Annotated in this window: 25 protein-coding genes and 3 tRNA genes; 19 read left to right on the forward strand and 9 right to left on the reverse strand. The window is 69.2% G+C overall.

Features of this window, described 5'->3' with window-relative positions; genetic code table 11:
• Positions 1-148: 148 nt before the first annotated feature.
• Positions 149-673, reverse strand: coding sequence for a hypothetical protein (locus FY549_RS06895; protein WP_149084381.1), 525 nt, complete (start codon positions 671-673; stop codon positions 149-151).
• A 191-nt stretch (positions 674-864) separates the two neighbouring features.
• Here FY549_RS06895 and FY549_RS06900 point away from each other — a divergent pair, with 191 nt between their 5' ends.
• The gene (locus tag FY549_RS06900; protein ID WP_149084382.1) at positions 865-2,190 is read left to right on the forward strand and encodes a VCBS repeat domain-containing M23 family metallopeptidase; all 1,326 of its coding nucleotides are present in this window, start codon (positions 865-867) and stop codon (positions 2,188-2,190) included.
• A gap of 43 nt (positions 2,191-2,233) precedes the next feature.
• Positions 2,234-3,079, forward strand: a complete 846-nt coding sequence (locus FY549_RS06905) for a transposase (protein ID WP_149084383.1) — start codon at positions 2,234-2,236, stop codon at positions 3,077-3,079.
• Positions 3,080-3,116: 37 nt separating this feature from the next.
• Here FY549_RS06905 and FY549_RS06910 read toward each other — a convergent pair whose 3' ends face one another.
• Complete coding sequence (locus tag FY549_RS06910; RefSeq protein WP_149084384.1) at positions 3,117-3,560, reverse strand: hypothetical protein; 444 nt, start codon at positions 3,558-3,560, stop codon at positions 3,117-3,119.
• Between the two features lie 126 nt (positions 3,561-3,686).
• Between FY549_RS06910 and FY549_RS06915 the strand changes: the two genes are divergently transcribed.
• Positions 3,687-4,730, forward strand: a complete 1,044-nt coding sequence (locus FY549_RS06915; RefSeq protein ID WP_159463143.1) for an alpha/beta hydrolase — start codon at positions 3,687-3,689, stop codon at positions 4,728-4,730.
• A gap of 219 nt (positions 4,731-4,949) precedes the next feature.
• Here FY549_RS06915 and FY549_RS06920 read toward each other — a convergent pair whose 3' ends face one another.
• Together FY549_RS06920 and FY549_RS06925 are read right to left on the reverse strand one after the other, a co-directional pair.
• Complete coding sequence (locus tag FY549_RS06920) at positions 4,950-5,597, reverse strand: DUF3226 domain-containing protein (protein ID WP_149084386.1); 648 nt, start codon at positions 5,595-5,597, stop codon at positions 4,950-4,952.
• Complete coding sequence (locus tag FY549_RS06925) at positions 5,594-6,619, reverse strand: AAA family ATPase (protein ID WP_187614942.1); 1,026 nt, start codon at positions 6,617-6,619, stop codon at positions 5,594-5,596. The genes FY549_RS06920 and FY549_RS06925 overlap by 4 nt, the downstream gene beginning before the upstream one ends.
• A gap of 227 nt (positions 6,620-6,846) precedes the next feature.
• Here FY549_RS06925 and FY549_RS16490 point away from each other — a divergent pair, with 227 nt between their 5' ends.
• On the forward strand, positions 6,847-6,999 hold the full coding sequence (locus FY549_RS16490) for a hypothetical protein (protein WP_187614943.1): 153 nt from the start codon (positions 6,847-6,849) through the stop codon (positions 6,997-6,999).
• Positions 7,000-7,126: 127 nt separating this feature from the next.
• A complete protein-coding gene (locus FY549_RS06930; protein ID WP_149084388.1) occupies positions 7,127-7,705 on the forward strand; it encodes a hypothetical protein in 579 nt (192 codons plus the stop codon).
• A 452-nt stretch (positions 7,706-8,157) separates the two neighbouring features.
• Here FY549_RS06930 and FY549_RS06935 read toward each other — a convergent pair.
• The 3 genes from FY549_RS06935 to FY549_RS06945 all read right to left on the reverse strand — a co-directional run bounded on the left by FY549_RS06935 (position 8,158) and on the right by FY549_RS06945 (position 8,476).
• A tRNA-Phe gene (locus FY549_RS06935) sits at positions 8,158-8,230 on the reverse strand.
• A gap of 68 nt (positions 8,231-8,298) precedes the next feature.
• Positions 8,299-8,372 (reverse strand) — tRNA-Asp (locus FY549_RS06940).
• A gap of 31 nt (positions 8,373-8,403) precedes the next feature.
• Positions 8,404-8,476: transfer RNA gene (locus tag FY549_RS06945), tRNA-Glu, on the reverse strand.
• 211 nt (positions 8,477-8,687) lie between these two features.
• On the opposite strand from FY549_RS06945, the gene FY549_RS06950 reads away from it, so the two are divergent.
• Positions 8,688-10,037, forward strand: a complete 1,350-nt coding sequence (locus FY549_RS06950) for a M23 family metallopeptidase (RefSeq protein ID WP_149084389.1) — start codon at positions 8,688-8,690, stop codon at positions 10,035-10,037.
• A gap of 118 nt (positions 10,038-10,155) precedes the next feature.
• On the opposite strand, the gene ppa is transcribed toward FY549_RS06950, so the two are convergent.
• Positions 10,156-10,647, reverse strand: a complete 492-nt coding sequence (ppa, locus tag FY549_RS06955; protein ID WP_149084390.1) for an inorganic diphosphatase — start codon at positions 10,645-10,647, stop codon at positions 10,156-10,158.
• A gap of 206 nt (positions 10,648-10,853) precedes the next feature.
• On the opposite strand from ppa, the gene tilS reads away from it, so the two are divergent.
• Positions 10,854-11,846, forward strand: a complete 993-nt coding sequence (gene tilS / locus FY549_RS06960) for a tRNA lysidine(34) synthetase TilS (protein WP_149084391.1) — start codon at positions 10,854-10,856, stop codon at positions 11,844-11,846.
• A gap of 31 nt (positions 11,847-11,877) precedes the next feature.
• Here tilS and FY549_RS06965 read toward each other — a convergent pair whose 3' ends face one another.
• On the reverse strand, positions 11,878-12,465 hold the full coding sequence (locus FY549_RS06965) for a DUF937 domain-containing protein (RefSeq protein WP_149084392.1): 588 nt from the start codon (positions 12,463-12,465) through the stop codon (positions 11,878-11,880).
• Between the two features lie 136 nt (positions 12,466-12,601).
• Here FY549_RS06965 and FY549_RS06970 point away from each other — a divergent pair, with 136 nt between their 5' ends.
• The 12 genes from FY549_RS06970 to FY549_RS07025 all read left to right on the forward strand — a co-directional run bounded on the left by FY549_RS06970 (position 12,602) and on the right by FY549_RS07025 (position 23,512).
• Positions 12,602-12,868 (forward strand): hypothetical protein, encoded by a 267-nt coding sequence (locus FY549_RS06970; RefSeq protein WP_149084393.1) that lies wholly within the window; start codon positions 12,602-12,604, stop codon positions 12,866-12,868.
• Positions 12,865-14,802, forward strand: a complete 1,938-nt coding sequence (locus FY549_RS06975) for an alpha/beta hydrolase (protein WP_149084394.1) — start codon at positions 12,865-12,867, stop codon at positions 14,800-14,802. Before FY549_RS06970 ends, FY549_RS06975 begins: the two co-directional genes overlap by 4 nt.
• Positions 14,799-15,329, forward strand: coding sequence for a hypothetical protein (locus FY549_RS06980; RefSeq protein ID WP_149084395.1), 531 nt, complete (start codon positions 14,799-14,801; stop codon positions 15,327-15,329). The genes FY549_RS06975 and FY549_RS06980 overlap by 4 nt, the downstream gene beginning before the upstream one ends.
• 54 nt (positions 15,330-15,383) lie before the next feature.
• Positions 15,384-15,935, forward strand: coding sequence for a hypoxanthine phosphoribosyltransferase (hpt, locus tag FY549_RS06985; protein WP_017204674.1), 552 nt, complete (start codon positions 15,384-15,386; stop codon positions 15,933-15,935).
• A gap of 114 nt (positions 15,936-16,049) precedes the next feature.
• Positions 16,050-18,050 (forward strand): ATP-dependent zinc metalloprotease FtsH, encoded by a 2,001-nt coding sequence (ftsH, locus tag FY549_RS06990; protein ID WP_149084396.1) that lies wholly within the window; start codon positions 16,050-16,052, stop codon positions 18,048-18,050.
• 1 nt (position 18,051) lies between these two features.
• Complete coding sequence (folE, locus tag FY549_RS06995; protein ID WP_149084397.1) at positions 18,052-18,663, forward strand: GTP cyclohydrolase I; 612 nt, start codon at positions 18,052-18,054, stop codon at positions 18,661-18,663.
• Complete coding sequence (gene folP, locus FY549_RS07000) at positions 18,660-19,466, forward strand: dihydropteroate synthase (protein WP_149084398.1); 807 nt, start codon at positions 18,660-18,662, stop codon at positions 19,464-19,466. Before folE ends, folP begins: the two co-directional genes overlap by 4 nt.
• A 34-nt stretch (positions 19,467-19,500) precedes the next feature.
• A complete protein-coding gene (gene folB / locus FY549_RS07005; RefSeq protein WP_149084399.1) occupies positions 19,501-19,896 on the forward strand; it encodes a dihydroneopterin aldolase in 396 nt (131 codons plus the stop codon).
• Complete coding sequence (gene folK, locus FY549_RS07010; protein WP_149084400.1) at positions 19,893-20,432, forward strand: 2-amino-4-hydroxy-6-hydroxymethyldihydropteridine diphosphokinase; 540 nt, start codon at positions 19,893-19,895, stop codon at positions 20,430-20,432. Before folB ends, folK begins: the two co-directional genes overlap by 4 nt.
• Positions 20,429-20,911, forward strand: a complete 483-nt coding sequence (locus tag FY549_RS07015) for a DUF3180 domain-containing protein (RefSeq protein WP_149084401.1) — start codon at positions 20,429-20,431, stop codon at positions 20,909-20,911. The genes folK and FY549_RS07015 overlap by 4 nt, the downstream gene beginning before the upstream one ends.
• Positions 20,862-21,443 (forward strand): PH domain-containing protein, encoded by a 582-nt coding sequence (locus tag FY549_RS07020; protein ID WP_149084402.1) that lies wholly within the window; start codon positions 20,862-20,864, stop codon positions 21,441-21,443. The genes FY549_RS07015 and FY549_RS07020 overlap by 50 nt, the downstream gene beginning before the upstream one ends.
• Positions 21,440-23,512 (forward strand): PH domain-containing protein, encoded by a 2,073-nt coding sequence (locus FY549_RS07025; protein WP_149084403.1) that lies wholly within the window; start codon positions 21,440-21,442, stop codon positions 23,510-23,512. Before FY549_RS07020 ends, FY549_RS07025 begins: the two co-directional genes overlap by 4 nt.
• The last annotated feature ends 1 nt before the right edge of the window (position 23,513 follow it).

Genomic DNA, 23,513 nt, shown 5'->3' on the forward strand with positions numbered 1-23,513 from the left:
GACGGGTTCGCTCGCGCGGGGGAGGAGGCCCCCGGCGTGCGCCGCGACCGGGTCCTCCTCCGAGTCCCTGCGGGGGCGCGGCGCGCGTCTAGCCTAATTGCGTCGGCTGGGAATCGTGACCCCCATCCGTGGGGCGGCCGGGCGGCGATCAGGGTCGGCGAAACCACCGGGCGTTGCGGTCATCGAGCAGGGAGCCGCGCTCGAAGACCGAGACCGGCCCGTCGCTCACGGTGACCCCGCGGGCAGCGGCGTTCGCCGTCACCAGCCCACGCAGCTCCCGCCACAGCGGTGCGGTCTGCGGGAAGCCGAGGTAGTCGCGGAAGGTCTCGATACGGAGCAGGGTCCCCCCGGGGCCGGGAACGAGCCCTGCGATCGTGTCGTCCGGCTCGACGAAGCGGATGCCCAGGGTGCCGTCCGCCAGTGGAGTGAAGCTCTTCGCCCGGCCGGCGACGGCATCGTGCACGATCTCCGCCGCGGCGATCGGGGATCCATGGATCACGAGTGTGGAGCCGAGGTCGGCGAGGATCTCGTCCATCCGGGCGGCTGTGTATCGTCCGGCGGCGCGTTCGCCGGCGGACGATGCGCTCCGGCGCACCCAACCGCGCAACAGGGCCGCCCCGACGATGAGGCCGATGATGATCGCGACGAGGACCAGGGTGAGGGCTGTGTCCACGGGCAGCGGCCTTCCGAGGCGAACGGGATCAGACACTGCCGACGGTACACCGGTGCGGCGCCGTCGGATCCCCGGCGGGCGGGGATCCGACGGACAGGAGTGGCGTTCGCGGCGCGAAGGGCGCGCGCTTGGTACGGTGACCGCGGAGGACATCACGTCCCTGGGGCCACCGACCAAGAGAGAACTTCGAGATGAAGCGCACGTCCCGCTTGCGTCTTGGCCGCATCGGGATCGTCGCCGTGCTCGCGATCGTGCTGGGCGCGCTGGCTCCTGCCGTCACCACGGCCGGCCCCGCCGTCGCCGCGTCGGACGGGTACATGGTCTATCCCGCGTCGGGCAACATCCAGTCGAAGGTCGGCGATGGCTGCCTCGGCAACTACCGCGCGCACGACGGCATCGATATCTCCCGCAACGGCGGGACGCCGATCCTCGCGGCGTACGACGGGGTCGTCAAGAGCCGCACGGCGAATGGCGGCTACGGCAACTACGTCGACGTCCAGCACCCCGGCGGCTATGTCACGCGCTACGCCCACATGGCGGCGCCCGGGTGGTACGCCCCCGGCACCAAGGTGCTCCGCGGCCAGCAGATCGGTGTCGTCGGCAACACCGGCAATTCCGCGGCCTACCATCTGCACTTCGAGGTGTGGCTGAACGGCAAGGTCTACTCGCAGATCAACCAGGGGTTCACGTGCCTGTCGAACGTCACGCGCGGAGGGACCATCCCGCTGTTCTTCCCGGGACTCGGTAACGGCGACCCTGCTGGCGTGAGCGCGGCCGACTTCACCGGAGACGACAACGCCGACCTTCTCGTCGTCGCAGGGAACGGTGACCTGCGGCTGCGGTCGGGCAACGGCCGCGGGGGTTTCGCCGACCCCACGACCCTCTTCGGAGCCGACTGGGGGAACGCACGGCGGCACATCACGCACAGCGACTTCAACGGCGACGGCAACGCCGACATCCTCGTGGCCCGGTCGGACGGCGTCCTGGAGTTCTACGCCGGGAACGGTGTCGGCGGATTCCGGCCGGCGACCACCCCAGGCGCGGGCTGGTACACCATGCGGCACGTCGCCTCCGGAGCCGACTTCACCGGCGACGGTCGGCAGGATCTCATCGGCGTGTCCGAGACAGGTGTGCTCACGGTCTACCGCGGCAACGGAGCGGGCGGCTTCAGCACACCCCACGTGACCTACGGCGGTGGCTGGGAGGGATTCCACTACCTCGTGGCGGGGGACTTCGACGGGGACGGCCGGGGCGACATCCTGGCGATCACCGGCACGGGCGCGCTGATGCTCTACACCGGAGCGTCCGGATTGCGTACGTCCCGGCAGGTGGGTACCGGATGGCAGGAGTTCACGGAGGTGACCGGCGGCGTGGACTACAACGGTGACGGCCGCGCCGACATCCTCGGGCGGACCGCGGCAGGGCAGCTCTATCTCTACCCCGGCACGGGCAGCGGCGGGTTCGGAGCGAAGGTCCTCGTGGCCTCGGACGCCGCGGACTACCTCGCCATCGAGTAGAGGGCTCGCGTCGGGGCGTCGCGGCGCCGCGTATCGTGGGCGCATGGCCGCTCCGACACTCGACGACATCGCGGTGGCGCTCTATGCCGGGCAGCCCGAGGAGTTCACCGCCACGCGGAACGCGCGCGCCAAGGAGATCGAGGATCGTGCGCTCGCCGCGGAGGTGAAGGCGCTGCGCAAGCCGTCGGTCGCCGCATGGGTCGTCAACGTCTTCGCCCAGGAGCGCGCGGCCCAGCTCGGGGAGGCACTGACCCTCGCCGCAGAGCTGCGCGAGGCTCAGGAAGACCTGGATGCCGCGGCGCTGGCGAAGCTCAGCAGGGAACGACGCGCCCTGACCCGACGTCTCGCCGAGACCGCTGCCGATCTCGCCGGATCCCGGGGCGAACGCGTGACGGCGGCGACGCGGGACGCGGTGGAGCAGACGATCTCCGCGGCGTTCTTCGATCCGGACGCCGCGGCTGCGGTCGCCTCCGGTCGGCTGGTGCGTGCGCTGGAGCCGTCCGGGTCGACGGAGGACATCCGCGACGCCGTCGCCGGGACACTCCCTACGCTGCGGCCCCAGCCCGCGCCGCCGGCGGACGAGCTCCAGGCGAGGCGGAAGCGCCGGGATGCGGAACGTCGAGTCGCCGCCGCGGAGAAGGACGTCGCCGCGGCGGAACGCGCCCTGGCCAAGGAGGACGAGGCCGTGCAGGCGCTGAGCGATCGCGCGGAGGAGCTGGCCGAGGGCATCGCCGCGCTGGAAGCCCAGCTCGAGAAGCTCCGCGAAGAGGCCGCGCGCGTGGAGCGCGACCTCCCCGCGGCGGAGCAGCGGCGTGCGGCGGCGACGGACGAGAAGAACACCGCCGCCGAGGCCCTGGAGGCCGCCAGGGAAGCCCTCGACGACCTCTAGACGGCGTGTTGCACAGGTCCGCCGCCGCGGAGCGCGTTCAGTCGAGGGTCGCGGCTCGTTCCTCGTCGGAGTTGGGCGTCCACCCGAACCAACCGTCCTCGGCCGGAATGACGCTCCAGTTCCCGCAGGCGAAGACGGTGCTCGCCTCGTACGCGGAGGGGGCGTCGTCCAGAGCCCACGACGGGGCGGACGTCCGCTCCGTCTCCACGCAGGCGCCGGGGAGCATCGTCGAGGCGCTCTTCAGCAGCAGCACCGCGTCGTCGGCGTCCTTGGCCGTCGACGTCCGGAGGGTGAGGGCGGTGGCATCCGCCGGGACCCACTCCGCCTCGACGGCGGCGTCCGTTCGGAAGGCGTCGGCGTCATCGAACGTTCGGGTCGACTGTCCGTGGACCAAGTCGTCGACAGCGGCGCACCCGCCGAGCAGCAGGGTGCCGCCGAGGAGAAGGCCGGCAACGGGAAGAAGCATGCGTCGTCGTGTCATGGGTCCACTCTCCCCACCGTCGGGTCCGACGGCGTCCGCACAGGGAGGTATCACTCGTCACTCGCAGGAGTGACTTCGCGGCGCGGGGGAGCGGACCGGATGTGCGATCCTCCTAGAGTGACCGCCATGAGCGAGGACCTCGGCCGAGCGGTGATCGCGGATCTCTGCCGGATCCCCAACCCCGACGCGATCGACCGGACGGCGTTCGTCGAGCTCGGCGGCGTCGCCCAGTTCGTCTCGATCCGTGGTCGCAGCACCGCGAACCCCGTGCTGGTCGTCTGCCACGGCAGCCCGGCCGTGCCGTCGTTGCCCTCGTCGTGGGTCTGGCAACGCGGAGTCGAGGACTACTTCACGGTCGTCAACTACGACCAGCGCGCGAGTGGCAAGTCGGCGGGCACCGTTTCCGCGGACACGGACCTCAGCGTCGACCGCTATGTCGACGACCTCGTGGAGCTGATCGCCTGGCTCCAGGCGGAGCTCGGCGTGCGGAAGGTCGGGGTGCTCGGGCACAGCTGGGGGACGGTCCTCGGCGTGACCCTGGCCCAACGACGCCCCGACCTGTTGTGGGCGTACGTCGGCGTCGGCCAGGTCGTCTCCGGGCCTGAGAACGAGGAGGAGAGCTTCCGCCACGCGCTGCGGAGTGCCGTGGCCGATCAGAACGACCTGGCGATCTCCCAGCTCCGGGCCCTCGGGGAGTACCCGGGTGAGGAGCCGTTGACCGTCGAACGCATCGTGACCTGTCGCCGGTGGGCGCAGTACTACGGAGGCCTCTCGGCGTATCGCTCCGACTTCGCGTACTTCACCGAGTCGCAGGAGCTGTCTCCGTACTACACGGACACGGACCTGAGCCTCATCGGCGTCGGGCAACAGGCGACCATGCCCGAGGTGCTGCCCGCTCTGCTCGGGTTCGACGCCCGCGATCGGACGGCGTTCGACGTGCCGATGCTCCAGTTCCTCGGACGTCACGACTGGACCACGCCCACGGGCCCTGTCACGCGCTGGCTCGAGAACGTGACGGCCCCGGCGAAGCACGTCGTCTGGTTCGAGAACTCCGCCCACCTGTGCATGTTCGAGGAGCCGGGGAAGTTCCTCGTGAGCCTCGTGACTCACGCGCTACCCCATGCGGTCGACGCAGGGGACTGCGGGCAAAGCAAAACCCCCGCGATGTAGAAGCTACGCGAGGGTTTCTGGGCTGATTGTAATGATCAGCCTTGTGGCTCCGACCGGCATCGATCCGGTGACCTTTCGATTTTCAGTTGGGTTGCGCGGGTCAGCCGGTGCTCGTTGGTCGCCGTTCGCCGCGTGATTCCGCGGAAGTCGTCATGGTTGGTCGCGGCTGGTTGAGGATGGTTTCAGCGGAGCTACCGGCACAGAGCCGGCACGCGGTGGCTAGTCGGAAAGGTCCTTCAAGAATGTTCGGAAAGAGTCGAAAGCCGTTGCGTGTGGGTTGATCACTTCGGTCTTCCTGACGGCTACGGGAATCGACTTGACGTGGTCGACCTGGCCAGCGAAGTACGCCTGTACGACTGCTTTGCGAGGTTTCTTAGGCGGAGCAAGGGCTTGGGATACGTTCTCGATGTACGACTCGGCAAGAGCACGTCGAGCGGAGTCGACTCCGTCGAGGAGCAGTTCTTCTAGAGCCCCGTTGTCCTTGCCATTGGGCATGAGAAAGAACCCGGTACGGATGTCACCCTTCGCCACTTGAGCGTGGTTCGCAGGCACCGATAGCCCGACATTTCGCAAGTACCCTCTCGCCTTGTCTGCCGCAGCCGCCGGATTCAGGTCGCTATCGAGAACAATCCCGATCGCGAACCCGGAGTCTTGGAACGGGTCGCTGTTTAGTATGACGCCCAGCATCCCCGTCCAGTCAGTAGTGTTGCCCTCCATGTGGTGCACGTGCCACCGGTCTCCGGAATCGAACGCCTCGATCTGCCGAGCGGCGAACGCGCGATCGTCTGGGCCCTCGACGAGTAGGACGCAAGGCCGGTCGAAAACGATCGGCTTTCCGCTGGCTTGCGGCGTCTCCTTTACCGTCAACGAAGCTCCGCGTTAGCTTCGATAGCACTCGCGAGCGTCGCTCCGGCGTACCGGGTGACCCGGGTCGATGCCTCGGGAGACGTGCTTCTGCGCATGCGGTAGACCGAGAGCCCGTCCTGACGGTCATTGATGACCTGATGGGCGGCGACAAGCGCCTCCTGACTGTGGCTGGTTGCAAAAACCTGCACATTTAGCCGTTTGGCCGCTCGGTATATCGAGCGCCACATCGTCTCAAGCACGGAATAGTGGACGCCGCTTCCTACCTCGTCAATCAGGAGGACGCCGTCGCGCGCCGCCCACATTGACACGAGGTACTGTGCCACCGCATTCGGCCCATCGCCGAGGAGCTCGAAGGGGATAAGCTGACCATTAACTTCGGCGTGGAGCTGCGAGCGGCCGTTCTCGGAGAGAACTTCGATACCAGAGATGCGATCGTCGATCTTTTGGATGGCCTCGAGCAAAGTCGCGCCCGCACTGCGCTTGCGCATCTCGGAGTAAACCGCTGCTAGGTCCGCGCCCAGAACGCCGGGTTTGACGATTGCTGCTTTCCACAGCGCCTCGCCGCGCGGCGGATCCAGTCGGAACTCGAGGGAGACATTAGTGGTGGCTCCCGACGATGACGTATGGAAGATCATGGACTGGCGGAAGTGTTCTGGGAGGAGCGTCTTCTCCGTCTGGACGCTGACGGTGATCGACGTTCGGGGTTGTTGGTTGTCCGTGATGGGCTTGCTGCCGACTGCAACCTGCCCGTCAGTGCCCTTGTCCTGCGTGAGAGTGACTGTCTGAGGGCCTCGGCTTGTGGTGGCGTCGAGCTTGATCTCTCCATCAACGTTGAAGTTATGGAACAGTGGCGCCCAGGGGTCGTCGATTCCGGTCGGCGTAACTGCGATCTCATCCTGTCGTCTGCCAGGTCGAAGTGCTTGGACTGCAAAAGCGCCAGCGAGCGGTCCGCTCGAATGCAGGAAGAGCGCTTCGAGGATGCTCGTCTTCCCGGCGTCATTGAGGCCGGTGAGGATGTTCACGACACCGAAGTCTGCGAACTCGGCCGAATGGTGGCCGCGGAAGCCATCAACGCGGAAAGAGCGGTACACAGCATCAGCTTACGCAAACACGTGAGGCGAGCGCGAGGTGGGGAAGCAGGCGACGCGGATCCTGCGGTGGGGTGCGCAGCTCGACGTGCAACCGCGGATGAATGGGTATCGATCAATCAGGCTGTCGATGGCCCCGGGAGCATCAAAGTTTGCGATCAGTGATCAGTCTTGTCGGTGAGCCGGACACCTATGAAGACGAGTGGGTGCTGCAGTTTCCCATCCTGGACGAGTTCGATGCACTGCCGCTCGGCGCGGCCGAAGCCTACCGCTTCGGTCATCGACTACCCGCACCATGGAGTTGTCGGGACTGAGAGTCCGGGCCAGATGGAGGTTGCTCGGGACTTGTACGCAGTTCTGTTGGGATCGACGGTCGGGGAACGCGCGAACGCGGGGCGTAGAGGACGTGAGAGCTTCGCCTCGGGGCTGGAAGGAATGAAGATGGCTGGAGGGGATGTGACGGCTGTGGGAGACGGCCTGAGCTCGATGTTCGACTTCGACGTCGTCGATTTCATGACCAGCGATCATCACTTCAGCCACGCACGTATCAGCGAACTCGCCGGCCGCCCGTTCACCACGGTAGAAGAGATGAACACCGTCCTGATTGAGCGGTGGAACGCCCTCGCGCGGCCGGAGCATGTCGTGCTGCATCTCGGGGATCTCGCGCTCGGGCCGATCGAGGAGAGCGCCGGCCTCACAACACGACTGAATGGCCAGCGCCTGCTGGCTCCTGGGAACCACGATCGCGTGTCGCCGGCGACGCAGTCGAACCACGCCGTGGAACGGTTTCGGTCGCTGTACGAGGATGCGGGGTGGATGGTCCTCCCTGAGGTGATTGATGGACGCCGTCATGGGGCTCGGCTGAGGGCCTCGCACTATCCTTACTCCGGCGGCACAACCGGGGTTGAACGGCACCGCGCACATCGACCAGCGGAGGATGGGACGCCGCTGCTTCACGGGCACACGCACGTCCGGGATTATGGGCCGCATAGCTCCCACGGGGTTTCATGTTGGCATTGATGCCTTCGACTTCGCGCCGGTTCAGTTTGAGCTGATCGACGCGTGGCTCGAGGACCTGTGTCGAGAGGACGAGCAGATCGTCAAAGTCCCTCGCCAACATACAGTGGCGGCGGAAAGCACGTCACTTGACCCGGGGGCTCGTGCCTTTGGCGCTCAGTGGCGACGACATCGATGGAGCGGGCGGCCAGGAACGCCGCAGTTGATGGTTGGGGCGATCGGGAGTGATCGCCAACTCACCGGCACAAAACCGGCACAAGCTCCACGTATGCGTAGGCGGCCGCGACCCCTCGACAGGCTCAGGGGACCGGGGGAGCGAGGGCAACGGGTTAGCGGCGCTAGCGTAGAGGGCAACCGGGTAGCCGTAGAAACCGCCCCTCACCAGGGCAAAGCAAAACCCCCGCGATGTAGAAGCTACGCGAGGGTTTCTGGGCTGATTGTAATGATCAGCCTTGTGGCTCCGACCGGCATCGATCCGGTGACCTTTCGATTTTCAGTCGAACGCTCTACCAACTGAGCTACAGAGCCGCGCGGCGATGGTGCTGCCGCGTCCTAGACGAAGAGCCCTCTCCGAAGAAAGAGCTCATCGCACGGAGCGACCCTGACGGGACTTGAACCCGCGACCTCCGCCGTGACAGGGCGGCACGCTAACCAACTGCGCTACAGGGCCATACTGGTGTTTTCAATTGTATCGGATGGAGTGACCCCAACGGGATTCGAACCCGTGCTACCGCCGTGAAAGGGCGGCGTCCTAGGCCGCTAAACGATGGGGCCGAGTCAGTCCCGGAGGACTTCCTTGCCGACGCTCAAGCATAAGGGATCATCCGGGCAAATCGCGAATCGAGGCCGATACCCGCTTCCCCCGGGCGTGTTCGCGCGCGACCATGGACGTGCCGGAACCCTTTCCGATGCTGGACGGGGGCGCTGGTGCTGGTGTGAAAGTTGTTGTTACTGTGGCAACTGTGAAACCGGCGGAAGGGGCCGTGTGAACGACAGGACCACGCAGGATGCGGCGCTCGCGGCATCCGCGGATTGCGGGTGTGCGCCCAGCCCGGCGGAGCGCCGTGCCCTCTTCCGGGACGGCATCAGCCGTCGCGGAGCTCTCGGACTCGGCGCGCTGAGCGTCGTGGCGCTCAGCGCCTTCGGCATCTCCTCTGGGGTGTCTGCCGCCTACGCCGCGTCGTACCCGAGCTGGGACGACGTGCAGAAGGCCAAGCAGAACGAAGCGACGAAGGCCGCGGAGGTGCGACGCATCGAGGGGCTGATCCAGTCGCTCACGCAGAAGGTCTCCGAGACGCAGGCCGCGGCCGAGGTGGCCTCCACCGAGTTCTACAACGCCCAGCAGGCGTACTTCGCCGCGATCGCCGAGGCCGATGCGCTGCAGGAGAAGGCAGACGCCCAGGCAGCCGTCGCCGACGAATCCGCGCGCAAGGCCGGACAGGTCGCCGCGCAGCTCTACCGGAACGGCGGCGACGACACCTCGCTCGAACTGTTCTTCGCGGGCTCGGCGAGCAACGCCGACGAGCTCCTCGCCCGCCTCGGCTCGATGGACAAGCTCCTCGAGTACAACCAGACGGTCTACGACGACGCCGTCGCCGCGCGCAACTCCGCGCAGTCCCTCAGCGACCAGGCCGTCGTCGCCCGGGACGAGCGCGACCGCTTGCAGCAGATCGCCGAGGAGAAGATGGTCGCGGCCCAGCAGGCCGCCGATGCCGCGCAGGCGGCCCTCGACGAGCAGTCAGCGAACCTCGCCACGATGCAGGCACAGCTCGCCGCGCTCAAGGACACCACCGCGACCACTGTCGCGGGGTATCAGAAGGGTGTCGAGGAGCGCGAGAAGGAGCGCAAGCGCCGCGAAGCGGCCGAGGCCGCCGCCAACGCCGGCGGCAACAGCGGCGGCGGTGGAACGCCGGGCAACGGCGGCTGGGTGCGCCCACACGGCGGTTACCGCAGCTCCGGCTACGGCCCACGCTCCCAGCAGTGCAACGCCAACGGGTGCTCGTCGAGCTGGCACTACGGAGTGGACCTCGCCAACGGCTGCGGCGCGGCGATCTACGCGGCGCACTCCGGCACCGTGGACGCGGCGTTCTACAACGGCGGGTACGGCAACTACGTCCGGATCCAGCACGGCGGTGGTATCGCCACCGGCTACGCGCACATCAAGCCCGGCGGGTTCGCCGTCCGGAACGGCCAGTGGGTACGCGCCGGGCAGGTCATCGCATACGCGGGTAACACGGGCGGCTCGTTCGGCTGCCACCTGCACTTCGAGGTCTACATCAACGGCCGCTACACGAACCCCATCGAGTTCATGGCGGGCAAGGGCATCTCCGTCTGACGCTTCCTCGGCAGCAGAAGACCCCCGGTCGCCACCGCGACTCCGGGGGTCTTCGCTTCGACGGGCTCAGCGACCCGGGGACGCCGACCGGCCCAGGCGGGTCAGCGTCCCGGGCAGGTCAGTGACCCTGCTCGCCGAAGCGGGTGATCGCCTCGTCGAGGATGCGCTGCGCCTCGGCGGCGTTCCCCCACTCGTCGACCTTGACCCACTTGTTCGGCTCGAGGTCCTTGTAGTGCTCGAAGAAGTGCGCGATCTCCTTCTTGGTGTACTCGGGCACATCGTCGATGTCCTGCACGTGGGCCCAGCGCGGGTCCTTGGAGAGGACGGCCACGAGCTTGTCGTCGCCGCCGGCCTCGTCGCTCATCTTGAGCACGGCGACGGGGCGGACCTCGACGACGACACCGGGGTAGATGGCGTGGTCGAGGAGCACCAGCACGTCCAGCGGGTCGCCGTCCTCGCCGAGCGTGTTGTCGAAGTAGCCGTAGTCGGCCGGGTAGCCGAAGGTCGTGTAGAGCACCCGGTCGAGATGCACTCGCCCGGTCTCGTGGTCGACCTCGTACTTCACGCGGCTGCCGCGCGGGATCTCGATGACGGCGTCGTGTGCGCCCATGCGTGTGCTCCTCAGGAAGATCGGTTGGATGCCGCCGACCAGCCTACTCGGGGGCCGCTGGATGCGACTCCGGCCGTCGTCTCCGCACGACGCGATGGAGGAGACCGGAAAGGGTGCGTTGCGGGAGGGCGATCGGTCACGGCATCGGGGTCGTGCCCCGGTTCCGGCCGGAACGCGGGATCGGGACGGTGCCCTAGCGTGGAGGGATGCCGTCCCTCGCCCCCGCCATCGCCGAGATCCGCCTCGCCGTCCGCACCGCGCTCGCCGACCTCCCGGAAGGGTCGACGGTCGTGGTCGCCGTCTCGGGCGGGGCCGATTCCCTCGCCCTCGCCGCCGCCACCGGGTTCGAAGCCGCGAAGCGCGGGATGAGAGCCGCCGCGCTGACGGTCGACCACGGCCTGCAGGAGGGGTCGGCCGAGATCGCGGCCGAGGCCGCACGCACGGCGGGGCGGCTCGGGCTGGACCCGCTCGTCGTCCGCGTGGAGGTGGGCGGAGACGGTGGTCCGGAGGCGGCCGCGCGGGACGCGCGCTACCGCGTGCTCCGGGACGCCGCGAGCGACGTCGGGGCCGTGGCGGTGCTCCTCGGTCACACCCTCGACGATCAGGCGGAGACTGTGCTGCTCGGCCTCGCCCGTGGATCGGGGGCGACGAGTCTGCAGGGCATGGCGCCGAGCCGGGAGGACGACGACGGGCTCCGCTGGCTTCGACCGCTGCTCGGGGTGCGTCGGGAGACCACCCGTGCCTTCTGCGCCGCTGCCGACCTGCACCCGTGGGACGACCCGCACAACGCGGACGAGCGCTACGCCCGCGTTCGTGTGCGGCAACGGGTCCTCCCCGTCCTCGAGACGGAGCTCGGCCCGGGGATCGCCGAGGCCCTCGCGCGCACGGCCGAGCAGCTCCGGGAGGACGCGGAGGCGTTCGACGAGATGATCCACGAGACGATCGAGGACATCGTCGAGCACGCGGAAGCCGGGATCTCAGTGAGCGTCGCTGCTCTGGCCGCGAACCCGGCCGCGCTGCGCAACCGCATCATCCGCCTGGTCGTCGACAGCGAGTTCGGAGTGAGCCTCACCCGCGCACAGACGGTCGAGGTGGCGCGCCTCGTCACGGACTGGGCGGGGCAGGGGCCGATCGATCTTCCCGCGTGCGCCGCCGCGCGTCAGGGCGGCAGGCTCGTGTTCACCGCCACGACTCGCTGAGCCGGAGGCGGCCGCCGACCGAGGCGCTGTCCTACTTCTTGCCGCCGAACAGTCCGCCGAGGACACCGCCCAGGTCGATCCCGCCGCCTGACCCGCTCGTGCCGCCGCCGAGGATGCCACCCAGCACGTCGCCGATCCCGCCGGAGGATCGGTTCCCGCCACCGAGGATTCCGCCAATCACGTCTCCGATCCCGCCGGAGTTCTCGTCGGCGGAGTCCGCCTTCGGCGTCTTGCTCTTCGTGGCGTTGGCGATCAGGCCCATCACGATCGGCGCGAGGATGGGAAGCAGCGTACCGAAGTCGATACCAGGGGTCGCCTTCGATTCCGTCAGCTCCTTCGTGACCTCCTTCTCCTTCCCGCCGAGGATGTGCGAGACGATCTTGCCGCCGTCGGTCTGATCGATGTCGTCGACCGTGGAGGGACGGGTGGCGCCCTGGTGCTTGCCGAGGGCTTTCTCGATGGCCGCCGACCCCTCCGTCGTCTGCGCATTCTTGGCCAGGCCGCCGAGAAGGACCGCACCGCCCTGCTCGACCGCGACCTTGGCCTCGTCGCGGGACACTCCGAGCTTCCGCGCGAGGTCGTCGAGGGGAACCTGGCTGAGGATGTCGTCGAGGGCCATGGAGCTCCTTCCGTCGGGGGCAATCGCCCGTCTTCCCGCCCACAGTAGTGCGGGGAGGTGGGGATGGGGAGATGTCCCCATCGACCGCGATGCCGGGCCGCTCCTATCGTGGAGGCACCGGGGGGAAGGAGCATCGATGACGGACCTCGATGTGCAGGGCGAGACGCTGGAGGCGGCTCGCGGACGACTGACCGCGGCGGGTGCGCCGGTCGTCACCTCGTGCCTGTCGTTCGGCGGCGTCGGCTCGTCGACCGTGGAGGCGGCGCTCGGCGAGATCGAGTCGCTGGTGTCTCAGGCCCTGTCGGCGCTCGCCCAAACGGCGACGAACTCCGCATCCGACGCGGCGGCGGCGGCGAGCACCTTCACCGCCTCGGACGACACGCTCGCGCAGGCGGCACGATGAGCCTGCCCGGACTGATCGACGACCCTGCCCGCGGCGACGTGGGGGCCGTGACCGCCGCCGCCACTGCCTTCTCGACCCGCGCCACCTCCGCCCGCGCCCGCACGGGTGACGCGGACGCCGCGCTCGCGAGCCTCACGTCGATGACCGCCTCCGCGGCCGACGCCCTCGGCACCCGCGTGCTGCTGCTCGCCCAGCGCTTCGGGGAGGCGGCCGAGGGCCTCGACGGCATCTCCGCCGCGATCACGACCTACGCGACCGACCTCGAGACGCTCAAGGGCGAGGCCGCCCGTCGGCTTCGAGCCGCGCAGAACGCCTACGACCACATCTTCGTCCGCCGTGCGGAGGCGCTCAACGCCGCGAGCGAGTTCGTCACGGGGTGGGCTCTGCCGTGGGACGCGGTGCTGCCTTCCTGGATGTACCTCGACGACCCGGGATATCTGCACCGCTGGCAGGCCGCGATCGACGCGTACCTCGCTGCACGATCCTCCTACAACGCGCTGGCCGGCGAGCGCGAGACGATCGACCAGCGCGCCGTGACCGCGCTCTCGGCGGTTCCGCTCGTCGTCGCCGTGACGCAGGGCGGGAAGGTCGGGCCCGGCGGGTTCTCTGCCGCGGGGCTCATCTGGGCGGGCGACGTGAACGGCATCACGGCGGAGTCGCTGGCCGGCCTCGGCGACCCCGACCTCATCCGCGAGACCTGGAACGCGATGGACGAGGAGACGCGCACGGCGCTCCTCGCCGCCTCCTCGCTGCTCCTCGGCAACCTCAACGGGATCCCGATCCGCGACCGCGTGACCGCGAACCACCGGAACATCCGCGACGAGATCGCCAGGCGGGAGGCGGAGATCGCGCGGCTCCAGGCGCTCGTGGACAGTCTCAAGACCGGTGACCGTGCCGACGCGTGGGAGGCGAAGGGGTACCTCGACGAGATCGCGAAACTGCGCGAGCCGATCGACTACTGGCAGAGCCTGCTCGACCAGGACTACACGTGGTGGGACGAGAGTGAGCGGAAGCACACGGACAAGGGCGCCGGTGCGCGCGTCGTCGTGTTCGACCCCGATGCCGATGCGGTGGCGACTTACCACGGACCGATCGACCCGACCACCGGCGACATCCCCGCCTGGATCCGAAACGTGGCCGTCTCGGTGCCGGGCACGACGACCACCATGACGAACTTCGGTGACGGCACGGGCGCACAGCTGTACCGCTCGGCCGGCCCGGACACGGCCGTGTTCCAGTGGGCGGGGGGCACGTTCCCGCAGCTGGAGCTTCCTGGACCGACGGACTCCTCCTACTCGCGAGACCTCGCCCCGAAGCTCGTCGACTTCGTCGCGGGGATCGGCACGCCGAGCGACGCGACCCTCACCGTGCTGGGCCACAGCTACGGCGGCGCGACCGTGGGTCTCGCGGAGAAGGCAGGACTCGTCGCTGACCGCATCCTCTACGTCTCGGCGGCGGGAATGGGCGCCGGCGTGAGCGGCGTGGAGGACTTCCCGCACACGTCAGGTGTCCCGCATTACTCGATGATGGCGCGGGGTGACCTCGTCGTCGGACTCATCCAGGGCAACGGTGCCGGCCAGATGCACGGGCAGTCGCCGCTGACGGCCGACGGCGTGACGCGTCTCGAGACCGGCTGGATCCAGGACGAGCGCGGCGGACGCGTCGTCGACTTGGAGGACTACAACGTCGAGGGAAACGGGACACCGCGGGGTATCGACAGCCACAGTTCGGTCTACGATCCTCGATCCGTCGCCTTCGACAACATCATCGCCGTCATCACCGGTGGCGATGCGATGCTGTTCGCGGAGGACGACGTCTACAACCCGCGGCCGATCGTGGTGCCGGGGGCGGGCCCGATCGTCCACGCTCCCGTGCGCACCGACGGTATCGACAAGCCGGACTTCGTGCCGGAGTACGCGAGGATCGAGGGATGAACAGGACCGCACGTGCCATCGCGCTGATGGCCGGCGTTCTCGTGGCCCTGACGCTGGGAGGATGCACGACGATGACCACCGACGACAGCCGGATCGACGAGTACCAGACGGAGGCTGAGGCCCTGGCCGACGAGATGGTCGCCCTGATCCCGGCCGACCTGGCCCCGGCGACCGAGCCGGACGTCGAGTCCCGCGGACGCATGGTGCAGAACCCGGTCTCTGCCGACCCGTCGCCCGACGACTCGGTGTGGTGGCAGGTGGACGTGTACGTCGAGCCCGTGCAGCGCGCAGCCGCTTCCGAGGACGCGGCGTCGGCGATCGCGGCCGGCCTGCTCGCCGACGGATGGGAGCACACGGACGCGCGCGAGACCGGAGAGGGCCGGCGGACCGCGGACGCGTACACGAAGGACGACTGGTACGTCGAGGTGACCTGGGTCCGCTCCGAAGAGGGCAAGTTCGAGACCGTCGAACTGTCCGTCCTCAGCCCCCAGACGACCCGCGGCGACCACGACGAGATCCGCTCCTGACGCGTCGGGCGGCCTCGGGGCGGAGCATCGGCCGTCGTCGCCTAAAATCGATCCATGCGCGCCGCGGAGATCCAGGATGACCTTGCACAGATCCTCGTCACCGAGGAGGAGATCCACGCCAAGCTCGACGAGCTCGCGGCGCAGGTGGCGAAGGATTACGAGGGCAAGGACCTCATCCTCGTCGGAGTGCTGAAGGGCGCGGTCATGGTCATGGCCGACTTCGCGCGGGCGCTGCCGTTCCACGCCCCCATGGACTGGATGGCGGTGTCCAGCTACGGAGCCAGCACCAAGTCGAGCGGCGTCGTGCAGATCCGGAAGGACCTCGACACCGACTTGCACGGCAAGCACGTGCTGATCGTCGAGGACATCATCGATTCGGGTCTCACCCTGAGCTGGCTGCTGGAGAACTTCGAGTCCCGGGGTGCGGAATCGATCGAGGTCCTCGCGCTGCTGCGCAAGCCGGAGGCGGCGAAGGTCGAGATCGACTGCAAGTACGTCGGGTTCGACATCCCGGTGGAGTTCGTCGTCGGCTACGGGCTCGACTATGCCGAGCGCTACCGCAACCTCCGAGACGTCGCGGTCCTGGCGCCGCACGTCTACAGCTGACGCCTCGACGGGCTCAGCGACCCACCGTGCTTCCGCGATCCGCCGTTGGCGGGCGTTGCGCCGTGGGTGAACGCACAGCGGCCGCCTAGCGCGGGGCGATACGCTGATCCGACCATGGATGTGAAGAAGCTCACCCGCAATCCGCTGATCTACGTCGCCCTGATCGGCGTGCTGCTCTTCGGCGGATTCCTGCTGATCTCGAACCTCGGTGCGCCGAAGCAGATCACGACGCAGGAGGGCCTCGAGCTGCTCTCGGGCACCACCGTGACCGAGGTCGTGACCACGGACGGTGACCAGCGGGTGGACATGACCCTGTCCAAGCCGTTCCAGGGCTCCGAGAACGTGCAGTTCTACTACGTGGAGGCCCGTGCCGACGAGGTGGTCTCGGCCATCGACGCCGCGGCCCCGAAGGACGGCTTCAACGACGCCGTCCCGCGCGCGACCTGGTTCGACGGGTTCCTCTCGCTCCTGCTCCCGCTGGTGCTGCTCGGCCTGCTGTTCTGGTGGCTGCTGTCCTCCATGCAGGGCGGTGGCGGCAAGGTCATGCAGTTCGGCAAGTCGAAGGCCAAGCTCGTCAACAAGGAGACGCCGACGGTCACCTTCGCCGACGTCGCCGGTGCCGACGAGGCCATCGAAGAGCTTCACGAGATCAAGGAGTTCCTGCAGGACCCCGCGAAGTTCCAGGCGATCGGCGCCCGCATCCCGAAGGGTGTGCTGCTCTACGGCCCTCCCGGAACCGGTAAGACCCTCCTGGCGCGGGCCGTCGCCGGCGAGGCCGGTGCGCCGTTCTACTCCATCTCCGGGTCCGACTTCGTCGAGATGTTCGTCGGCGTCGGCGCGTCCCGAGTGCGGGACCTGTTCAGCCAGGCCAAGGAGAACGCCCCTGCCATCATCTTCATCGACGAGATCGATGCCGTGGGTCGTCACCGCGGGGCCGGGATGGGCGGCGGCAACGACGAGCGCGAGCAGACGCTGAACCAGATGCTCGTGGAGATGGACGGCTTCGATCCGAACGCGAACGTCATCGTGATCGCGGCGACGAACCGTCCCGACATCCTCGACCCCGCCCTCCTGCGCCCCGGTCGCTTCGACCGGCAGATCGGCGTCGACGCTCCCGACCTCAAGGGCCGGCAGAAGATCCTCGAGGTGCACAGCAAGGGCAAGCCGCTGTCGAAGAACGTCGACCTCGAGGTCGTCGCCCGCAAGACCCCCGGATTCACGGGTGCGGACCTGGCGAACGTGCTGAACGAGGCCGCGCTGCTCACCGCCCGCTCGAACGCGCAGCTGATCGACAACCGCGCGCTGGACGAGGCCATCGATCGCGTGATCGCCGGTCCGCAGCGTCGTACCCGTGTGATGAAGGACAAGGAGAAGCTCATCACGGCGTACCACGAGGGCGGCCATGCGCTCGCGGCGGCGGCGATGAACTACACCGACCCCGTCACCAAGATCACGATCCTGCCCCGAGGCAAGGCGCTCGGCTACACGATGGTGCTGCCGCTGGACGACAAGTACTCCGTGACCCGCAACGAGCTGCAGGACCAGCTCACCTACGCGATGGGCGGACGCGTCGCGGAGGAGATCGTCTTCCACGACCCCACGACCGGTGCCTCGAACGACATCGAGAAGGCGACGTCGATCGCCCGCAAGATGGTCATCGAGTACGGCATGACGACGCAGGTCGGCCCCGTCAAGCTCGGGACCGAGGGTGGCGACATGTTCGTGGCCAGGGACATGGGCCGGGGTCGAGAGTACTCCGAGAAGGTCGCGGAGCGCGTCGACGCCGAGGTGCGTGCCTTGATCGAGCAGGCCCACAACGAGGCCTACGCGGTGCTCAGCGAGAACCGTGACATCCTCGACCGCCTGGCCCTGGCGCTCCTCGAGGAGGAGACCCTCGACCACACCCGCATCGCCGAGATCTTCACCGAGGTCAAGAAGCTCCCCGAGCGGCCGCTGTGGCTGTCGAGCGAGGACCGCCCGGTCTCCGAGCGGCCGCCGATCGAGGTCCCGAAGAAGGACGTCTCGCTCGCCGCGTCCGTCGAGGCGCCGACGACCCCGGCGCGCCCGCAGCAGGGCTCCGCCGGAGCAGGCAACCCTCGTCCCGCGACGGCGTGACGTGACCGTCGACAAGGGACGGGTCGAGCGACTCACCAGGGAACTCCTGGAGGCGATCGGCGAAGACCCCGATCGCCCCGGCATCAAGCAGACACCCTCCCGGATGGCCGAGCTCTACGCGGAGTTCTTCGCCGGCGTGGGGGAGGATCCGGCCGAGCCGCTCGCGCACACGATCAGCGTGACTCGCGGGCCGGCGCCGGACACCCTCCCCTCGGGGGCGGTGCTGCTGCGCGACATCCGCTTCCGCTCCGTGTGCGAACACCATCTCCTGCCGTTCGCCGGGCATGCGCACATCGCCTACCTCCCCGGCGAGCAGGTCGTCGGTCTCGGTGCCCTCGTGCGCGTCGTCGAGATCCTGGCCGCGAGGCCGCAGGTACAGGAGCGGCTGGGGGAGCAGATCGCGGACACGATCGCGGAGCACCTCGATGCGCGGGGCGTGCTCGTGGTGCTCGACGCCAGTCACGGCTGCGTGACCATGCGGGGCGGGCGGCAGACCGAGGCGTCGACGCTGACCATCGCGGCGCGCGGCGCCTACACCGACCCGGTGGCGCGTGCGGAGCTGGTGACCCTGATCGGCATGGCGGTACCGGGCGCCGGAGCGGCGCGCGGATGACCGGCATCTGGGGCATCGTCAACGTGACGCCCGACTCCTTCAGCGACGGCGGGCGCTACCTCGAGGCGGACCGCGCGGTCGCCCACGGCCTCCGTCTGCGCGCCGAAGGGGCGTCCGTCCTTGACGTCGGGGGCGAGTCGACCCGGCCGGGCGCGGAGCGCGTCGGCGTCGAGGAGGAGCAGCGCCGCGTCCTTCCGGTCGTCGAGCAGCTCGCGGCGGTCGGCGTCGCCGTGAGCATCGACACCCTGAACGCGTCGACGGCAGCGGCGGCGGTCCGTGCGGGGGCGCGCATCGTCAACGACGTCTCCGGTGGGCTCGCCGACCCGGACATGCGTGCCGCGGTCGCGGAGTCCGGAGCGGACTTCGCGATCGGACACTGGCGGGGCTTCTCGGCGGACATGTACGCGAACGCCGACTATCGGCGCGTCGCCCGGGAGGTCGCCGGGGAGCTGCGCGAGCGGATCGGCGAAGCCGCGGCCGCCGGAATCGCCCCGTCGCGCCTGATCGTCGACCCGGGCATCGGGTTCGCCAAGGCGGGGGCGCAGAACTGGGACGTGCTGCGCGGACTCGACGAGATCGTCGCGCTCGGCCCGCGCGTGCTGATCGGGACGTCGCGCAAGCGGTTCCTCGCCGACGTGCTGGGCGCGGCGGCTCCGGAAGATGACGTGTCGGAGGCCCGCAGAGACCTCGCCACCGCGGTGACGAGCGCTCTGGCGCTGCGCGCCGGCGTCTGGGCGGTGCGCGTGCATGACGTCGCCGCGACGCGCGACGCCCTCGCGATCGCCAGCGCCTGGGAAGGCTGAGTGCAGCGTCAGGGCCTCGCCGTACGCTAGACGCATGGACTTCCTCGACGAGATCGTGCTGACAGGGCTGACCGTGTTCGGCCGCCACGGCGTCTACGCGCACGAGCGAGAGGAGGGGCAGGAGTTCACCGTCGACCTGCGGCTGCGGCTCTCCCTCGAACAGGCATCGACCTCGGACGACGTCGCGGACACCATCCACTACGGGGAACTCGCCGAGCGGGTGGCCGCGGTCGTGGCCGGCGAGCCGGTGAACCTGATCGAGACGCTGGCCGAGCGCATCGCGGTCGTCGCGCTCGATGACCGCCGCGTGCAGCAGGTGACCGTGACGGTGCACAAGCCGCACGCGCCGATCGCCCAGCGCTTCGCCGACGTGGCCGTGACGGTGCACCGCACGCGGGCACCGGAGGCGCTGGAGGACATCACCGCATGAGTCGCAACCTCACTCGTCCCCCGGAGGTGCCGGCCCCCCGGTCCCCTCGTCCGGAGACGGTCGCGGTCGTGGCGCTCGGAGCCAACCTCGGCGAACGGGAGGAGACCGTCCGCGCGGCGGCCGCGCGCATCGGCCGGCTGCCGCTCGTCTCGGACGTGCGGCTGTCCCGACTGTTCGAGACGGTGGCGCTGAGGGTGGACGGGCCCGATCCGGAGGCGCCGGGCTACGTCAACGCCGTGGCCCTCGTGACCACGCGCCTCGCGCCGGAGATCCTCCTCGGGATGCTGCACGCCATCGAGGACGAGAACGGCCGCGTGCGGGGCGAGCGGTGGGGAGACCGGACCCTCGACCTCGACCTCATCGCCTATGGCGACGTGGTCTCGGACCACCCTCAGCTGGAGCTGCCCCATCCGCGTGCCGCGGAACGGCTGTTCGTCCTGGAGCCGTGGCTCGACGTCGATCCCGATGCCGAGCTGGTGGGGTCGGGGCGAGTCGCCGATCTCGTGGCGGCGCTCCGTGCGCGGGGTCAGGGATGAAGCGTACCTCTGCCGGGCTGCTCGCCGTCCTCGCTCTGATCGGAGCCGGCGTCGGTTTCGCCACCGACCAGATGCTCACGGCCGCCGGACGGGCGACTTTCACGCCGTCGTTGTTCCTGCCGGTGCTGCTCGTCCTCATCGCGGGTGCCTCCCTCGGGGTCGCCTGGCCGGTGCGCCGGAGCGTCCGTTCCGGTGTGCGCATCGACCCGTTCCGCGCGCTCCGTGCCGCGACCCTCGCCCGGGCGTCGAGCCTGCTGGGGGCGATCATGGCGGGCTTCGGCGCCGGGCTGCTGACCTTCCTCCTCACGCGGCCCATCGATCCCCCGATAGGGTCGACTGTGGCGATGGTGGCGCTGATCGCGAGTGCGGTCGTGCTCGTCATCGCCGCACTCGTCGCCGAACAGTTCTGCACCCTGCCGAAGGATCCTGATGACTCAGAACCCAGAGACCGCGCCCCTGAACCCGGCGGAGGGCACTGACCTCGGCGCCCTCGACCAGGGCACGTACACGCGGCTGCGCACGGCGCGGAACGAGGCGCGGCTCGAACTCGACGGCACCTGGCACCAGATCTCCCCGCGTTACGTCGTCTCGCAGCTCGTCCAGAACGTCATCTTCCTCGCGATCGTCGCGGCCGCCGCGGTCGTGCTGAACATCGTGCTGGAGCAGGACTGGGTGTGGATCCCGGCCGGCGTCATCATCCTCATCACGATCGTGACGCTGATCATCCTTCCGCGTCAGGCCAGGGCGATCGGCTACATGCTCCGCGCCGACGACATCGTGTTCCGCAAGGGCATCCTGTGGCAGCGCATGATCGCGGTGCCCTACGGCCGCATGCAGCTCGTCGACATCACGCAGGGGCCGCTCGACCGCGCCTTCGGGGTTTCCCAGCTCAAGATGGTCACGGCCGCCGCGACCACCGGCGTCCAGATCCCCGGACTCACCCAGGCGGCGGCCGAGGCGCTGCGCGACACCCTGATCCAGGTCGCCGAGACCCGTCGGACCGGCCTGTGAGCGAGTCGCAGCTTCCCCCCGCGTCCGCAGGACAGACGCCCGCCGGCGCGCCGTCGACGAACCTCGCGGACGGCGAATGGCACCGGATGCATCCGCTGACGCCGCTGTTCAAGGGCGGCCTGGCGCTCATCATCGTCGGCGGCATCGTGATCGCGAACATGCGCGATCGGGTGATCGCCTGGCTGGTCGGACAGTTCGCGCCGGAGGAGGCGCACTACGACGACTACACCGGCGGCGACCCCGTGGACTGGGTTCTCGCCAACAACTTCGCCCTCATCGCTCTGCTCGGTGTGCTGGGCCTCGTCGCGGTGCTCGTGGCGATCTTCTGGTTCGTCTGGCGTTTCCAGCAGTTCCGGATCACCGGAGAGCACGTCGAGGTGCGCAAGGGCATCATCTTCCGCTCGCACCGCCGCGCCCCGCTCGACCGTGTGCAGGGCGTGAACCTCACCCGGCCCTTCCCGGCGCGTATCATCGGGCTCGCGAAGCTGGAGGTCGTCGGCGCCGGCACCGACGCGAACGTGGCACTCGAGTATCTGGCGACGCCGCGCGCCGAGGGCGTACGTGCGGAGATCCTCCGGTTGGCCTCGGGTGCGCGCGCAGCGCGGCACGCGGCCATGAACCCGGGAAGCGCGGCGTCGGCTGCTGTCCCCGGCCCCTCAGCTCCGGCCTCGGCCCGCGCACAGCTCGTCGGCTCGATGAACGAGGGCGTGAACGGGCTGCTCGCGGGCGTGGACCTCCAGGACGTGGTCCCGGAGAGCGTGGTCAAGATCCCGGCCGGGCGGCTCATCGGGTCGCAGCTCATCTCCGGGCTGCTGTGGCTGGTGTTCTTCGGCGTGATCTTCGCGATCGCGCTCGGCAGTACCCTCATCGGAGTCCTCGTCGACGGAGATCCTGACGGAGGCATCGTGCTCCTCGGCATCGGTCTCGGCATGGGTGTGCCGATGGTCATCGCCGTGGTCGGCATCACCTGGGCGCAGATCTCCAAATCGCTGCGGTACTCGATCGCGCCGACCCCGGACGGCGTGCGCATCACGTACGGCCTGCTCACGACCGTCACCGAGACGCTTCCGCCGGGGCGCATCTTCGCGGTCGAGGTGTCCCAATCGTTGCTCTGGCGCCCGTTCGGCTGGTGGACCATCAAGATCAACCGGATGAGCGGCAAGAGCGTCGCGCAGCAGTCGTCGAGCAGCGGCCAGCAGTTCAACGTCGTGCTGCCGGTCGGCAAGCGCGCGGACGTCGAGCGCGTCCTGTCGCTCGTGCTGCCCGATGTCCCTGCGGACAGCATTCCGGCGCTGTGGGACCAGGGCGTCATCGGTCCCGCCGACAGCGATCCGTACCGCACGATGCCGCGCCGGGCCTGGTGGCGACGGCCGGTCTCCTGGAAGCGCCACGGCTACGCGGTGACGACGGACGGCCTGCTGCTGCGTCGCGGCGTCGTGTGGCGCAAGCTCGCGATCTTCCCGCTCGCGCGGCTCCAGGGCGTCTCGCTGAACCAGGGACCGATCGACCGTGCGCAGCGGGTCTCCGGCGCACAGGTGCACACCGTGCCGGGACCGATCACCGGTCTCCTCTCGGGTCTCGAGCGTGCCGATGCGCTCGCATTGCTCGACGAGGTCAGCATCGCCGCGGCGGAAGCGGCCTCCCGGGACCGGACGCACCGATGGAGCGAGCACGCCGCAGCCGCGGCTCCGTCCGTGGCTCCGGCTCCTCCAACTCCGCCCGTGTTCGGCGGTCCCGCGTCGGCGCCGCTCGTCTCACCGCCGCCCGTGTTCGGCGGTCCCGCGTCACCGCCCCTCCCGCCGCCTCCCGCTCCGTCGGCTCCGCCGTCGACGCCGCCTGTCGCCCCCGGGGGCCCGTCTGCGGTTCCGCCGGTGAGGACTCAGGTTGAGCAGCCGCCGGTGCCTCCGGTCACGGCGCCTCCCGTGGCTCCGCCGCGGCTGCCCCCGGTCACAGCGCCGCCGGTGGCTCCGCCGCCCGTGCCTCCCGTGACACCGCCGGCCCCATCGACCGATCCGTCGGCGCCTCCGCCTGCCCCGCCGGCGCGACCGGACGCGCCGCGCGAACAGTGAC

Source organism: Microbacterium sp. 1S1 (assembly GCF_008271365.1).
Lineage (GTDB): Bacteria > Actinomycetota > Actinomycetes > Actinomycetales > Microbacteriaceae > Microbacterium.

What these genes read in the sequence shown, in the direction of transcription:
- FY549_RS06900 (WP_149084382.1), top strand. Translation starts at nt 865, where the DNA reads ATGAAGCGCACGTCCCGCTTGCGTCTTGGCCGCATCGGGATCGTCGCC.
- FY549_RS06905 (WP_149084383.1), top strand. Translation starts at nt 2,234, where the DNA reads ATGGCCGCTCCGACACTCGACGACATCGCGGTGGCGCTCTATGCCGGG.
- FY549_RS06910 (WP_149084384.1), bottom strand. Translation starts at nt 3,560, where the DNA reads ATGACACGACGACGCATGCTTCTTCCCGTTGCCGGCCTTCTCCTCGGC.
- FY549_RS06915 (WP_159463143.1), top strand. Translation starts at nt 3,687, where the DNA reads ATGAGCGAGGACCTCGGCCGAGCGGTGATCGCGGATCTCTGCCGGATC.
- FY549_RS06930 (WP_149084388.1), top strand. Translation starts at nt 7,127, where the DNA reads ATGGCTGGAGGGGATGTGACGGCTGTGGGAGACGGCCTGAGCTCGATG.
- ppa (WP_149084390.1), bottom strand. Translation starts at nt 10,647, where the DNA reads ATGGGCGCACACGACGCCGTCATCGAGATCCCGCGCGGCAGCCGCGTG.
- tilS (WP_149084391.1), top strand. Translation starts at nt 10,854, where the DNA reads ATGCCGTCCCTCGCCCCCGCCATCGCCGAGATCCGCCTCGCCGTCCGC.
- FY549_RS06965 (WP_149084392.1), bottom strand. Translation starts at nt 12,465, where the DNA reads ATGGCCCTCGACGACATCCTCAGCCAGGTTCCCCTCGACGACCTCGCG.
- FY549_RS06970 (WP_149084393.1), top strand. Translation starts at nt 12,602, where the DNA reads ATGACGGACCTCGATGTGCAGGGCGAGACGCTGGAGGCGGCTCGCGGA.
- FY549_RS06975 (WP_149084394.1), top strand. Translation starts at nt 12,865, where the DNA reads ATGAGCCTGCCCGGACTGATCGACGACCCTGCCCGCGGCGACGTGGGG.
- FY549_RS06980 (WP_149084395.1), top strand. Translation starts at nt 14,799, where the DNA reads ATGAACAGGACCGCACGTGCCATCGCGCTGATGGCCGGCGTTCTCGTG.
- hpt (WP_017204674.1), top strand. Translation starts at nt 15,384, where the DNA reads ATGCGCGCCGCGGAGATCCAGGATGACCTTGCACAGATCCTCGTCACC.
- ftsH (WP_149084396.1), top strand. Translation starts at nt 16,050, where the DNA reads ATGGATGTGAAGAAGCTCACCCGCAATCCGCTGATCTACGTCGCCCTG.
- folP (WP_149084398.1), top strand. Translation starts at nt 18,660, where the DNA reads ATGACCGGCATCTGGGGCATCGTCAACGTGACGCCCGACTCCTTCAGC.
- folB (WP_149084399.1), top strand. Translation starts at nt 19,501, where the DNA reads ATGGACTTCCTCGACGAGATCGTGCTGACAGGGCTGACCGTGTTCGGC.
- folK (WP_149084400.1), top strand. Translation starts at nt 19,893, where the DNA reads ATGAGTCGCAACCTCACTCGTCCCCCGGAGGTGCCGGCCCCCCGGTCC.
- FY549_RS07015 (WP_149084401.1), top strand. Translation starts at nt 20,429, where the DNA reads ATGAAGCGTACCTCTGCCGGGCTGCTCGCCGTCCTCGCTCTGATCGGA.
- FY549_RS07020 (WP_149084402.1), top strand. Translation starts at nt 20,862, where the DNA reads ATGACTCAGAACCCAGAGACCGCGCCCCTGAACCCGGCGGAGGGCACT.